The following is a 14858-nucleotide window of genomic DNA, read 5'->3' as shown; positions in this document are numbered from 1 at the left end:
GAGGGATGAGGTGTAATGCTTCATCTCTTTTTTATAGGTATATATTGGTCATACATTCATATTATTTTTTAGGATAGAATTAGCTTATTATCTACATCAAAAAATAGCTAAATACTTAAGAATAATCTTTCAATAATTGTCGGTAACTCGTTAATATAGCTGACTTGGAAATAAATCCTATAAACTTATTTTCTTCATCAACGACCGGAAGATTCCATGTGGAGGTATCATCAAAAGTCTGAATAATCTTCACGGGCTTATCGCTCAACATTACTACTGCAGCAGGTACTTTTACCAGTTTTGAGAGATTCAGTTTTTCGTTTTCGTTAAATAAATAAGGTCGAACGTCGTCCAGTGTAAGAGTTCCCTTGAGCTGATGATTGTCATCAATTACTGCAAAATTGTTTTTTCTTCCGTTGCTGATGAGGTCATATAAATCCTGCAATGATGCGTTTTCATTGATGGTCTGAGAATCAAAATCTATAAAATCTTTTGTTTGTAAGGTAGATAATAGGTTGCTGTCGTGCTGATGGGTAAATATTTTCCCTTGGTCTGCCAATGTTTTAAGTTCCGGAGAAATCGGAGCAAACCATTTAGCAATTAAATAAGAAATTACAGCAACAATCATCAGCGGAATAAACAGATCATACCCAAAACTAGATTCTGCAATAAGGAAAATCGCCGTTAAAGGAGCGTATAAAACTCCACTCATGGCACCAGCCATTCCGACCAGAATAAGATTAGTGACAGGAACATCTGAGAATCCCAGATTTTGACAAATTACTGCAAATAGAAAACCTACAGACCCGCCAGCAAATAAAGAAGGCGCAAAATTTCCACCATTTCCACCACTGAAAATAGTAAATGAAGTGGCGAAAGCTTTGAGAAGACAAACCAAAATCAGAAATAGAATGATTGTCCACTGCTTGATTTCAAAATATCTGAAAAAGCTGTTGTGAATCACTGAGTTTACATTTCCGTTGGTGAAATCTTTAACGGTATCGTATCCTTCACCAAACAGAGGCGGGAATAAAACACACAACAAAGAAAGTACGGCACCACCGAACATTGCTTTTCTCAGTCTGGTAAGCTGTAAACCATTAATAAAATGTTCAACTTTTTGTGATACCACAACGAAATATCTTGCATATAATCCGGTAATAATTCCAAGGATGAGATAGTAAGGAACATTCAGGTAGTTAAAAGGTTCTCTTGTATAAAATCTGAATAGAATATCTTCCTGAAGTAAAATTCTGGACAGTAAACTTCCGCAGACCGCAGCAACAACCAAAGGAATGAAATCTGTAAAAACTACGCCTGTAAGTAAAATTTCGAATGCAAACATGATCCCAGCAATAGGTGCATTGAAAGCCGAAGCAATACCCGCAGTAGCGCCAGCCGCCAAAAGTAAAGTGCGTTCTTTGTAACTTAATCGGTAAGTACGTGCGTAGTTAGAACCGATGGCTGCACCTGTAACAGCAATCGGGCTTTCAATTCCGGCTGAACCACCCAATCCTACGGTGACAGCACTCTGAATGATTTGAGAATACATCTTAACATTCGAAACGATACTCGAGTTTTGAGCAATTTCGTATAAAATAGCACCAATTCCTTTTCTGTCTTGCCCCTTGAATATGGCAATGACAATGGCTGCTGTTAAAACAATTCCTAAAAACGGAAAAATGATGTAGAAGATAATCTGATATTCAAAATGAACATCATGAGTAATAAAATGATGAATGTTATGGACAATGGTTTTTAAGATCACCCCTGCCAAACCCGCAGTACATCCTACAAGAATTCCTGATAGCACCAAAAATTGGTTTCTGCTTAGACGGTTTTTCAGCCAATGCAGAATAATCTCGTAGCTGCGTGCTTTTTTGAGACCATATTGTTGAAAATCTCTTTTAAACTTTAGAAAGCTTACGTATTTTTTTTTGTTTTGGAAATTCAAATCAGTCTGAAAAATGAAATTAGTAGTTGATGATCTATTGCAAAGGTAAATAATTCTTAAGGTTTATGTGAAACATTAACCAATGCTTTTTTTTAATATCACAATCTTTTTTAAAAACCATTTTAACGTTTGTTTAACTCCTTACGCCATTTATTTTAGCAAGGATATAAAACTAATAGCCGTACATTTAGCCACTATAAAATTGATGTAAGATGGGGATAGTTGATATGTTTACGGAAGAGATTGCGATTGATCTTGGGACGGCTAATACTTTAATAATTCATAATAATAAAATCGTCATAGATGAACCTTCAATCGTTGCAATAGATCGTTTGACGGGGAAGGCAATCGCAGTGGGAGAGCAGGCAAAACTGATGCAGGGCAAGACGCACGAAAATATAAAAGTAATAAGACCGTTAAAAGATGGTGTTATTGCAGATTTTCACGCTTCTGAACATATGATTAAAGAATTTATCAAGAAAATTTCTGAGATCAAAGGTAAATTTATACGTCCGGCACTGAGAATCGTGATCTGTATTCCTTCAGGGATTACAGAGGTTGAAAGAAGAGCCGTAAGAGATTCTGCACAAAAGGTCAATGCCAAAGAAGTAATATTGATTTATGAGCCAATGGCAGCAGCAATAGGAGCGGGTATCGATGTGGAAAGTGCGGAAGGTAACATGATTGTTGATATTGGTGGTGGTACCACTGAAATAGCTGTGATTGCATTGGGCGGAATCGTGGTCGACAAATCAATAAAATTGGCAGGTGACGTTTTTACAAACGATATAACTTATTTCATAAGATCGCAGCATAATTTGGATATTGGAGAAAGAACCGCTGAGACAATTAAAATTGAGATTGGTTCTGCATTAGAAGAATTAGATTTTCCTTTAAAAGAAATTTCAGTTCGCGGAAAGGATCTTCTTACCGGAAAACCGAAAGAAATCATGGTCAATTATCAGGAAATTTTCAAAGCCTTAGACAAATCTATTATGAGAATTGAAGATGCTATTATGGAAACACTTTCAATTACTCCACCGGAATTGGCTACGGATATTTATAAAACAGGAATTTTTCTTGCAGGTGGCGGTGCGCTTCTACATGGATTGGCAGACCGTATTCACAGAAAAACAGGATTGCCTGTATTTGTAGCAGAAGACCCTTTGAGAGCTGTAGTTCGTGGAACGGGTATTGCGCTTAAAAACATCAATAAATTCAGATTTTTGATGAAATAATCTGATCTGAAAATATTGGTCTTAGATTATCAACTAAAAATTCCTCAGAAATCTCTGAGGAATTTTTTATTAAGGTAAAATTTATTTAAAAGATTATAATCCAGACCAGCCTGCAGCCCAGATTGGTACTAAAATACCGTTTCCTGCTCCGGTGGCATCAGATTTCTTTGTGTAAGTTGTATCAATAATTGGAACTGTTGCACCTGCAGAAGATTGTAATGAGACTTCTGTTGTTGTGTCTTCAAATAAGAGATTTGTGATTCTCTTTTTTCCGTTAAAACGTGCAACAGTAGAGTCGCTTTCTATGGTAACGCCTTTTGACCAGTTAGAAAAAACGATATTGTCTAAAACAGCATACGTTCCTTGTTTAAGTTTTATTCCGTCAGATTCGCCTGAAGTTGCACCGATAAACGTGACGTTTTTGATAGTTGGGTTTGATCTTGGCGAAGCATTATCATTACTCGCATTATTGATGCCTGTAATTCCTGTATTTCCTGTGCCGTCTGTTTTTCTTTTGGTGTAAATATTTGACGCATTGCCAACCCATCCGTCTTTATAGCTGAACGCATGATTGGTGTTGCCAACAGAAACGATGTTTGCAACATTCACTGTTCCACCATAAATTTCTATACCATCATCAGCATTATTTAAAAGTGCTATACTTTCAACTTTTGTTGCATTCCCAATTCCGAAAAGTGAAAGTCCGTTGAATTTTTTGCCAGCAGAAAATTCAGCCCCCGCATATTCAATTCGTACAAAATTTAAAGATCCGGAATTATCGGTCGCTTCAGTTCCACCATAGATGGAATTTGCAATTTCAGAAGAGCCGGAACTTCCTGTGTTAATAGGAGCTTTTCCACAAATCACGATTCCGCCCCAGTTTCCTGCTTCGGTGGTTTCTGACGTGAATACGACAGGAGATGCCGCCGTTCCGTTGACGTAAATTTTCCCGCCTTGTTCCACCAAAATATAAGATAAAGCACCTGCTGTTGCAGTAATTTTTATCCCGGCAGGAATGACTAACGTTCCACCGTTTTTAACGGTAACAATACCGCTGAGCTGATAGGATTTCAGTGGATCAAGCGTCACCACTTTTCCGCTGGTCACTTCACCTTTGAAATTATCAGGATCCTGAGCAATTCCTATAGTTGCTATTTCTGTAATTGTTTCTTCATCTTCACTGCATGAATAAATGATGGATGACGAGCCAATGACAAATGCAGTAATGATTAAAGTAAAGTAATTTTTCTTCATAATTCTCAGGTTATTCTCTTTCAACGAATTTTTTGTCAATCTATTTTGAATGAGAATACCAAATTACCATTTTTCTGCTTAGTTCCCAATTCAAACTGCAATGAATTTAAATCTTTCTAAAAAAAATAACTGCGCCCGGAAAGTAAATTTCCGGGCGCAGTTTTTAATTTGATATGAAGAAACTAATTACTTGATTGAATTAGATACCTGCCCATCCTGCAGCCCAAGTTGGTGTTGCAGTACCACTTCCAGCTCCAGTTGCATTAGCATCTTCTGTGTAAGTGTTTGGTAATAACGTAGCAGCAGCACTTCCTGTAGTTGCTTTTACAGAGGCTTTTGTCGTTACGTTGTCAAATTTCACTTTTGTAATTTTGTTCTGACCATTGAAGTACGTTACAGACTGATCGTGTTCTACGTTGATACCTGTAGTCCAGTTAGATAAAACAACGTTATCGATTGATGCGTAAGTACCTTCTCTTAATTTTAATCCGTCAGCTTCACCTGAAGTAGCACCAATAAATGTTGCATTTTTAATAGTAGGATTTGATCTTGGGTTTGCATCTTTATTATCTGCATTGTTATCAGCTTCAATACCTCTATTACCTACACCAGTTGTTCTTCTTTTTGTATAAATATTGGTTGCTGTTCCATTCCATCCTTCTGTCCAGTCAAAAGCATCATCTTCATTTCCAACAGAAATAATGTTTGATACATTCACTGTTCCACCAAAGAACTCAATACCATCATCAGTTCCATTGATCATAGATACATTATCGATTGTTGTTCCACTACCTACTCCGAAAAGAGAAAGTCCGTTAAATTCTTTAGTACCGGTATATACTGCTCCTGCGTATTCGATTCTTACAAACTTCAATGATCCTGAGTTATCATTTGAAACAGTACCACCATAAATTGCTTCTCCTACTTCTGAAGTAGCAGTAGATCCTCTATTGATTGGAGCTTTTCCGCAGATTACCAAACCTCCCCAGCTTCCCGGTGTAGGAGCAGGAGCTGTTAATACAACTGGAGATGCAGCTGTACCATTTGCAAAGATTTTACCATCTTGCTCTACTAAGATATAAGCAGAAGTACCTCCATTAGCTTCAATTCTTGTTCCTGCAGGAATTATTAATGTACCGCCAGCTTTTACTTTTAAAGCACCTGTAAGTTTGTATAACTTTGTTGCATCTAAAGTTACTGTTTCTCCAGACTTGATTTCGCCCTTAAAATTGTTTGGGTCTGAAGCAGCACCAGATCCTGGGTTTGTGATAATCAGTTCTTCATCATCACTATCGCTACAAGAGTGAAATACTACAGCTGTTGTCGACATAATGAATGCAGCAGCTAATAATTTTAAAGTGTTCTTTTTCATTTTACAATATTTTTTATAATTTATTTTCAGTAATTTAAAATTCGTAAGAAACGCTAGCACCTATACCTGCTCCTCTTTTATACTTTCTAGAAATTTGTTCTCCCACAGTGTTGTCCTGAACTCTAGTGAAGTAGGGATTAAGCAAGTTTCTTCCATTTACAGAAAAGCCCATTCCGTTGGTTAATTTAATTTTGACAGTTGCATCTAACGTACTGAATGCCTTGTCTACCAAATTTCCTTTTTCTAAAGTACCAATAGCATATACATTATCAGAGATATAAGAGTAAGAAACTACAAAATCCATCGTGTTTTTGTTTCCCCATTTTTGCTCGATACCCAAGTTGGCATTAGCCAAGAATTCTGAAGCTCCTTGTATTTTATCTTTGTCTGAATTAAAGTTTACACTAAACTTACTGTTTCGGTTTTCTCGTATTACTTTTTGATCATCAAGATCTTGTTCTGTATTTAGATATGTTCCGTTTAAGAAGGTATAAAGTCTTGTTTTACCAGAATCATAGATATCTTTTCTTATTTCTGCTTCCAAACCAAAAACTCTACCTCTGTCTCCAACATTAATAAATGAAACTGAGTTTGAAGACGAAGCAATTACTACTCTTGCTAAAGGATTTTCGATAAGTTTACCAAAAGCTGTAACTGAGATCAGTTCGTTTTTCTTCGGAAACCATTCCCATTTCAAATCGACATTGTAATTGTCTGCAAGATAAGCGTCTCTGTTACCAATACTTGATTCGTCGATATCTTCGTATTCAAAAGGAGCAACCTCCAATAATAATGGCGTGGTATATGTTTTTGAACCTGCTAATCTTAAATTATGTTTGTCATTCAGACTATATTTTAAGTTGAATGCTGGTAAAATTTTAGAGTAGTCTTTATTTACTTTTCCTCCGTCTGCGAATAGAGCAGTGTTATAGATGATTTCCTGTTTCAGGTTATCATAACGCACTCCAACCTGTGCGGTGAGTTTTTCAGAGAATTTATAATCTACGTTCAAATATCCTGCATTGTTCATGATTTCTGAAGTGAAATACTGAGGTACAAAAGCATTTTCGTTAGATTTTATATCACCTCTAAACGTAACAATATCAAAAAATCCTCCCGCCTGATAATTGGCATTGTTAAAGAAAGAATCATAATTTTTAGGGTCTACAAAATAAGATCCTTGTACAGGTAGAATTCTGAAGTTATATTGAGTTGCTTTAAAATCACTATCCTTATATCTTCCACTATAGCCTAAAGTAATTTTAGCTTTTTCACCTAATTTGTAGTCGGCATGTAAATCTCCTACATAATCATTTTCTAATAACCTATCATAATATCTGTTGTTAGCACCTGGGTTAGAGCTTGCAAAGAAACTGGTGTCATTAAGCTTATCATAAATTGTTACATTTTGCTGTCTATCAGGTCTTCTACTGTCAAGTCTATTATAACCAATATTCCAACTTATTTTTAGCGGCTCGGTGATTGTATGCTCACCCCTAAGTTGATTTACTAATAAGTCATTGGTTCTGTATGTAGCACGTCTTAATTGTGTAACATATCTCTCCTGAGACACATCCACATCATAATAATCTCTGTTATATCCGTTATAGTTACCAAGTTTTTGCTCAGTAGTGTGGATGTAATTTGAAGATAGATTGATATTGTGGTTAGAATTAATTTTATAATTGATATTTACTAGACCTGTAGTATTGGTGGTATATTTAAATTCTTCAGAATTATCATAGATTTTATTAGGCCCCTTTGCAGTATCAAATGAACCACCGGTGATTCCTTGGAAATAATCGTAGCTGTTATCAAATCCTCCAAATCCGAAAATGCTTAATTTGCCTTGTTCTCCAATCTTAAAATTAGTTCCAAAATCAAAACTTAGAGCAGAGTTAATAGGATTATTAATTTCCTGATTTTTTAAAGAAGTTGTGAAAACATATCCCCTATTTAATACAGCATTTTTAGATGGTTTTTTCAAAATTTCCGAGCCAAAATAATTAGGTCCATCTTGTAAGAAATAATTATTCTTCTGAACTGCATTAAAGTTTACAGAAGATCCCAGATTTACTTTAAAATAAGGTTTCCCAGTATAAACTTTTGTAACGATATCCACATTTGCTCCAGAAACATCTCCCCAAAGTTTCGGATTGTATACTTTTTCTAATCCTACAAAATCAATCATATCGGTTTTAATGATGCTTAAATCGATATTTTTGAATAAAGGATCGTTTGAAGGAACCTGAAGTCCATTTATAGTAGTAGAGTTGTTACGGTCACCAAGACCACGGATGAAGATTTGTCCGCTGCCTTCTTGTTTTTGTGAACCTGTTGCCTTAGTTACTGCAACCGAGACATCACCTACACCTTGTTTTTCAAGCTGTACAGAACCTACTCTTTCAATTACTTCAACAGATTTTCTCTGTACGCTGATGATGTTGGCCTCACCTCCTTTTTTTGTTGTACCTTGAATAACTACACCTTCAATTTTTTTTTCGTTCTTTACAGTGTCGTTTTTTTCTTGAGCGTAAAATAAAGTTCCGGAAGTTGTAAGGAACAAAACAGCGATACTCAGTTTTCTAAAATTCATTTCTTTTTTACTAATTACTTTCGGTGCAAAGAAATAAAACAATTGGGTCGTAATTGGTTTAGTTAATTTTAAATATTTCTTAACTAAACATTACGAAATGCCCTTTAATATTAAGTTTATGTGAATGAAAACTAATTATCAATCATGTTGCTTAAATTTTGTTAACTTTGAAATGTAAAAATTGAAAATGAACCAAAAAAAGATTCTATTAATTGATGATGAACTGGATATTCTGGAAATTCTTTCATACAATTTAGAAAAAGAAGGCTATGACGTTACCACCGCTACAAACGGAAACGAAGGTATAGAAAAAGCAAAAGAAATTATCCCGGATCTTATCTTATTAGATGTCATGATGCCAGAAAAAGACGGTATCGAAACTTGTCAGGAATTACGTAAAGTAAAAGAACTTCAAAAAAGTTTGATCGTTTTCCTTTCTGCAAGAAGCGAAGAGTTTTCTCAGTTGGCAGGTTTTCAGGCTGGTGCAAACGACTACATTGTAAAACTTATCAAGCCGAAAATTTTAATTTCTAAAGTAAACGCTTTATTACAGTTGACTTCTCAGGTTTCTGATAATGCAAAACTTATCGAAGTGGGAGACCTTATAATAGATAAGGACAACTTTAGAGTTTCAAAAAGCGGACAGCAGTTTTTACTTCCAAAGAAAGAATTTGATCTTTTGTATCTTTTAGCTTCAAATACTGAGAAAGTATTCAAAAGAGAAGAGATTTTAGAAAGAGTTTGGGGAAATGATGTGATCGTAGGCGAAAGAACCATCGATGTACACATCAGAAGACTGAGAGAAAAATTAGGAATCAATACCATTCAGACTTTAAAAGGAATTGGATATAAACTGATTGTTTAATTCAAAAAATCTTATCTTTACTTATAACCCCTTAAATATTTGTAAAATTGAAATTTTACAGACTTAGTTTCATCTCATCATGTCTGTTGACATTGGTGATGTTGGTTTTGGTCGTCATTTTTGATGCCCTGAACGAGAAATATGACCACAACTCATTTTTTAAAATAGGTTTTATCATCTCTGTTTTGGTCATGTTTGTTGTCAATTACGTAGTTCTCGAATTACTTTTCAGTTACTATGCCAAAAAGCAGGTAAGAAATATCTCCAAAATTTTGCCGGAAGAGATTGTTTACGACAATCAGGAAAACATCACCTTAAAAGAATTAGGTGAAAGATTCTCCGACTTCAACCAGCAAAAAGTCACCGAGATGGAAGTGATGAAAAAGATGGAAAGTTACCGTAAAGAATACATCGGAAACGTTTCTCATGAGCTAAAAACTCCTCTTTTTTCAATTCAGGGATACGTAGAAACCTTGAGCGAAGGTGGCGTAGAAAATCTGAACATTAGAGACAAATATCTCGAAAGAATCGGTATCTCAGTCGAAAGATTGATTGCGATCGTCAATGATTTGGATATGATCAATAGGCTGGAAGCAGGAGAAATAGATGTTACCGTTTCAAAATTTGATGTTAATATCTTGGTTAAAGAAATTTTCGATCTTCTTGATCTGGAAGCTGAGAAAAATAATACTGTTCTGCAATTACAGACTTTACAAAGTCAGATATTTGTAGAGGCCGACAAACAAAAGATATCGCAGGTTTTCATTAATCTCATTTCAAACGCAATACATTACGCCAATAGGCAGGAAGCCAAGGTTGTCGTTAAAACAAGTGTTCTCAGAAACAAAGTACTCATCGAAGTGATCGACAACGGAATGGGAATTAAAGAAGAACTTCTCCCAAGAATCTTCGAGCGTTTTTACCGTGTAGAAACCAGCCGAAGCCGACGACAGGGCGGTTCTGGTTTGGGTCTTGCTATCGTGAAGCACATATTAGAAGCTCATAACGAAAACATTACGGTAGAAAGTGTGTATCTTGAAGGTACCAAATTCAGTTTTATGCTCGAAAAAAGCAAATAAGCAGCGTAAAATGTAAGCAAAAAAAAATTCTAAAAATTTTTTAAATATTCTTTTCTAAAATCTCATTTATTATATATTTGCAACAGAATTTGATCAATAGAAATAAGGTAAAAATAGAAATTGGAATAGTAGTATGGTTTACAAAATCCGTGTAATATTAGATACAAAAGAAGATATTTTCCGTGATGTTGAAATTAAAGGAAAACAAACACTCTGGAACCTTCATTTAGGAATCAAAAGTGCTTTCAACCTTAGTGGTGATGAGCTTTCTACTTTTAATCTCCTCGAAGAAGATGGTACCATTGTGAAGAGCGTTCCTCTGGAAGATATGAGTGATGAAGGGGATGGCGAGATTATGTCAGACGTTTACATCGATGAAGCATTTGAAAATGCTGGCGACAAAGCACAGTTTCAGTACGGTTTGCTTGACCTGTGGGAGTTTTTCTGCGAATTGGTAGAAGTAAACGAAGAAACAAAAGGGGTGAATTACCCGATTACCGTTTACAGATTCGGAAATGCTCCATTGAAAGCTCCAAGCAAAAGTGGAGGTGCAGGCTCAAAAAACAAAAAATCAGCAATGCCTTTGATGGATGATGATTTTGGTTTTGAAGATGACTTCGGGGCAGTCAACAGTTTTGCAGACGAAGATGATGATAGCTTCGATGATGACGAAGATGACGACTACAACGATGATGTATTCGATGATGAAGATGACAGCGACGACGATAGAATCTAAAAAAAATACAGCCCTGAAAATTTATTTTCAGGGTTTTTTTATTAAAATTAATCACAAGATAATTCAATACTCAGACTCAAAAAAACTCTTCTACTTTATCAGGAGCTATTTCCCGTCATCCACTCATACTCCTCGCAAGCCAGCCTGTCCTGAGCCTGTCGAAGGGCTTGCTGTGGGGTAACCGTTTCTATCGGGGCTAGGGAAGAGGTCAATTTTACAGATTTCGCTGATAATAGAATATAAAGTAAAATTCACAGATTACAATTCACTTTTAAATCTTCAAATTCCTATTTTTGTTTAAATTAATCAAAGAATTGCTGCTTAACCGCACTATTTATGGGATAGATTTTTATTCTAAACCACTCAAAAACATCAGAAAAACATGGATTTACCTACAGAATGGAAACATACCACCAATATTTACGAAGTTAATCTAAGACAATATACTCAGGAAGGAACTTTCAAAGCATTTGAAAAAGAAATGCCACGCCTCAAAAACATGGGTGTGAAAACCCTTTGGTTCATGCCTGTTACTCCCATTGCCCAACTTAATAAAAAGGGGACTTTGGGAAGCCAATACGCCGCTTCAGACTACACAACCATCAATCCCGAATTCGGAACGATGGATGAATTTAAACACATGGTCAACGAAGCACATCGATTAGGCTTTAAAGTAATCATCGACTGGGTCGCCAATCATACAGGTTGGGATCATGTGTGGACAAAAACTCATCCCGAATTTTATTTAAAAGATCCGGACGGAAGCTTCCACAAAGCTTCAGGAATGGATGACATCATCGAACTGGATTACAAAAACCAGGAGATGAGAAAAGCGATGATTGATGCGATGAAATTTTGGGTAAAAGAAACCAATATCGATGGTTTCAGATGTGATTTGGCATCGTGGGTAGAATTAGATTTTTGGATCGAAGCAAGACCCGAAGTCGAAAAACTCAAACCTCTTTTCTTCATCGGAGAATATGATGAACTCGAAAATCCTGATTACGGAAAAGTTTTTGATGCAAGCTACTCGTGGAAATGGATGCACAAATCCGCAGATTATTACAAGAAAAACGAACCTCTCAGCGAATTGATAGATTTGCTTAAACAATATTCTGCCATCGGAGATTCATCCATGAGAGCATGGTTTACAACCAATCATGACGAAAATTCATGGAACGGGACAGAATTTGAAAAATATGGCGATATCACATTGCCAATGACTGTATTTTCTGCAACCTGGAACGGAATTCCGCTTTTGTATTCAGGTCAGGAACTTCCCAACTTAAAAAGATTAGAGTTCTTCGAAAAAGATGTCATCGACTGGAACGGGAAGTATGAAATGGCAGATTTCTATAAAACACTATTAAACTTAAAGTCTTCAAATCCTGCTTTGCGAGGAGGAGATTCCGCAGTTTCAACTTATCTGCTAAACACCACAGCCAACGATAAAATTTTGGCGTATGTGAGAAAATACGGACAAGATGAGGTTTTAGTGGTTTTAAATTTTTCAAATGATCCGGTGAATTTTACCATTCAGGATGAAAATTTAAACGGAACTTTCAATAATGTTTTTGACAAAACAAAAAAAGATTTTAATCAAGGAAAAGATTTTAATTTTAAAGTTTCTGATTTCGCTGTTTTTGAAAAATAAAGGATAACTTAAGGTAAAGTATTTTAAAACATCAATAGGAGCGGGCTTTAACCCGCTTTCAGCTTACAATACTAAATTGGCTTTAGCAAAAACTTAATTTTCTTCACTTCTATTTAATTTATAAACTCAAAGATTGCTTTCAAAATGAATAAAGAAAATATACTGCAAATTCTTAAAGATAAAATTTCAGAAAAAATAAAAACCTTCGAAAATCTTATTGCTGAAACCCGTGCTTCAAGCAACGACACGAAAAGTTCGATGGGTGACAAGTATGAAACTGGTCGAGAAATGCTGCAGCAGGAAATCAACAATATCCAAAGGCAATTAAACGAAACCTTAAACCAACAGAATTTCGTGAAAAAATTAAACACAGAGGTCTGTACAAAAGTTCAGAATGGAGCTTTGGTAAAGACAGATAAAGGATTTTTCTATATTTCGGTATCGTCAGGAGAAATTGTTTTTGAAGGCAAAAAAATAATGACTATTTCAAGTGAATCACCGTTGGCAAAAGCAATGTTTGGCAAGAAAATAGCTGAGACGTTTATCATCAACAATGTCAATCAAGTCATTGAAGAAATCGGATAAAATATGACATCTCTTAAAAATTTTCTGCCCGCTTTATTTTTAATTATTCATTCCTTTGCTTTTGGACAAATTAAAGCAAATATTTCAGCTAAAACCAACGACTTACAGTCTGTAGATATTACCATTGAAGATTTGACGATTCAACTAAATAGTAATGGCGAAATTTCAGGTTTTCAAACAAACAATTTAGACGGAGAGGTAGATTATTATGATGACGCGAATTTTGATACATACAGATTTGGAAAATTAAAAAACATCGGAAGTTTAAAAATTGATTATTGGGATATTTTAGATAAAAGTGATGTCAGATCTGGCAAGATTAAAAACGTAGGCAATGTTTCAATAGATTACTATGATAATTTCGATAAAGAAAAGTTAGGTAAAGTAAAGAACATCGGGAACCTAAAAATAGATTACTGGGAAAAAGATATCATAGATAACAGCAGATTGGGAAAATTACAATCCATAGGAAATATATCGATTGATTACGGGCAGAAAGACATCACAGATTCTAGCAAGTACAGGAAACTAATCAAGTTCGGTACTGTAAATTTAGACTATTGGAACGATAAAATCTTTAATAAAGAGAAATTCGGAAAATTAAAATCGATTAAAGGAAATTCAAAAGATGTTTCCGTTAGTTTAGTTTGGTAATCTAAAAATTTAAGAAAAATTTACCATTGCTTCATATTGAATCTTAAATTGATTGTCGTAAATTTAGGATAGATTAAATACAAACAAAAATTTTATCAATATGGGAATTTTAGATAATAAAGTAGCTCTGGTAACAGGAGCAGGTTCAGGAATCGGATTGGCAATTGCTCAGTCTTACGCAAAAGAAGGTGCTAAAGTTATCGTTTCTGATATCAATGAAGAGCACGGAAATCAGGCGGTAGAAAAAATAAAATCTGAAGGCGGTGAAGCATCTTTCGTAAAAGCTGATACTTCGAAAGCAGAAGAGGTAGAGGCTCTTGTGAAATCAACTGTCGAAATCTATGGAAGATTAGACATTGCTTGTAACAATGCCGGAATTGGCGGTGAAGCCAATCAAACAGGAGATTACAGTCTTGAAGGATGGAAAAAAGTAATCGACATCAATCTAGACGGAGTTTTTTACGGTTGTAAATATGAACTTACTCAAATGGAGAAAAACGGAGGTGGAGTAATCGTCAACATCGCTTCGATTCACGGAACGGTTGCAGCACCACTTTCTTCAGCATATACTTCAACCAAACATGCAGTGGTTGGCTTAACAAAAAATATTGGCGCTGAGTATGGACAGAAAAACATTCGTTGCAATGCAGTTGGTCCGGGATATATTGATACACCATTATTGAATCAGCTAGACAAAGAGCATAAAGATGCATTGATCGCAAAACATCCTATGGGAAGGCTTGGGACATCTGAAGAGGTTGCAGAGTTGGTTCTTTTTCTAAGCTCTGAAAAAGCATCATTCATGACAGGTGGTTATTACCTTGTTGATGGAGGTTATACGGCAGTCTAATAGATTTTAATTAACCTGAGT

General features: G+C 35.4%; 12 protein-coding genes. 8 read left to right on the top strand and 4 right to left on the bottom strand.

What is annotated here, in order from left to right; genetic code table 11:
* Positions 1-115: 115 nt before the first annotated feature.
* The gene (locus LNP04_RS05730; RefSeq protein WP_229985598.1) at positions 116-1954 is read right to left on the bottom strand and encodes a chloride channel protein; all 1839 of its coding nucleotides are present in this window, start codon (positions 1952-1954) and stop codon (positions 116-118) included.
* Between the two features lie 212 nt (positions 1955-2166).
* Here LNP04_RS05730 and LNP04_RS05725 point away from each other — a divergent pair, with 212 nt between their 5' ends.
* Positions 2167-3192, top strand: coding sequence for a rod shape-determining protein (locus LNP04_RS05725; RefSeq protein ID WP_229985597.1), 1026 nt, complete (start codon positions 2167-2169; stop codon positions 3190-3192).
* 93 nt (positions 3193-3285) lie between these two features.
* Here LNP04_RS05725 and LNP04_RS05720 read toward each other — a convergent pair whose 3' ends face one another.
* The 3 genes from LNP04_RS05720 to LNP04_RS05710 all read right to left on the bottom strand — a co-directional run bounded on the left by LNP04_RS05720 (position 3286) and on the right by LNP04_RS05710 (position 8414).
* Entirely contained in the window at positions 3286-4446 is a 1161-nt protein-coding gene (locus tag LNP04_RS05720; protein WP_229985596.1) for a hypothetical protein, read from the bottom strand.
* 199 nt (positions 4447-4645) lie between these two features.
* Positions 4646-5818: a hypothetical protein gene (locus tag LNP04_RS05715; RefSeq protein ID WP_229985595.1), complete on the bottom strand. Its 1173-nt coding sequence runs from the start codon at positions 5816-5818 to the stop codon at positions 4646-4648.
* Positions 5819-5852: 34 nt separating this feature from the next.
* Positions 5853-8414, bottom strand: a complete 2562-nt coding sequence (locus LNP04_RS05710) for a TonB-dependent receptor domain-containing protein (protein WP_229985594.1) — start codon at positions 8412-8414, stop codon at positions 5853-5855.
* Positions 8415-8601: 187 nt separating this feature from the next.
* On the opposite strand from LNP04_RS05710, the gene LNP04_RS05705 reads away from it, so the two are divergent.
* From LNP04_RS05705 to LNP04_RS05675, 7 genes are all read left to right on the top strand, one after another.
* On the top strand, positions 8602-9279 hold the full coding sequence (locus LNP04_RS05705) for a response regulator (protein WP_229985593.1): 678 nt from the start codon (positions 8602-8604) through the stop codon (positions 9277-9279).
* Between the two features lie 47 nt (positions 9280-9326).
* Positions 9327-10358, top strand: coding sequence for a cell wall metabolism sensor histidine kinase WalK (locus LNP04_RS05700; RefSeq protein WP_229985592.1), 1032 nt, complete (start codon positions 9327-9329; stop codon positions 10356-10358).
* Positions 10359-10491: 133 nt separating this feature from the next.
* Positions 10492-11094, top strand: coding sequence for a plasmid pRiA4b ORF-3 family protein (locus tag LNP04_RS05695; protein ID WP_229985591.1), 603 nt, complete (start codon positions 10492-10494; stop codon positions 11092-11094).
* Between the two features lie 382 nt (positions 11095-11476).
* Positions 11477-12748, top strand: coding sequence for an alpha-amylase family glycosyl hydrolase (locus LNP04_RS05690; protein ID WP_229985590.1), 1272 nt, complete (start codon positions 11477-11479; stop codon positions 12746-12748).
* 144 nt (positions 12749-12892) lie between these two features.
* Positions 12893-13333, top strand: coding sequence for a GreA/GreB family elongation factor (locus tag LNP04_RS05685; protein WP_229985589.1), 441 nt, complete (start codon positions 12893-12895; stop codon positions 13331-13333).
* A 3-nt stretch (positions 13334-13336) separates the two neighbouring features.
* Entirely contained in the window at positions 13337-13987 is a 651-nt protein-coding gene (locus LNP04_RS05680) for a hypothetical protein (RefSeq protein WP_229985588.1), read from the top strand.
* Positions 13988-14087: 100 nt separating this feature from the next.
* Entirely contained in the window at positions 14088-14837 is a 750-nt protein-coding gene (locus LNP04_RS05675) for an SDR family NAD(P)-dependent oxidoreductase (RefSeq protein ID WP_229985587.1), read from the top strand.
* The last annotated feature ends 21 nt before the right edge of the window (positions 14838-14858 follow it).

The sequence above is a fragment of the Chryseobacterium sp. C-71 genome (assembly GCF_020911865.1).
GTDB lineage: Bacteria > Bacteroidota > Bacteroidia > Flavobacteriales > Weeksellaceae > Chryseobacterium.
The sequence above is the reverse complement of the archived record's forward strand: the minus strand, read 5'-3'. Positions and strand labels throughout refer to the sequence as shown.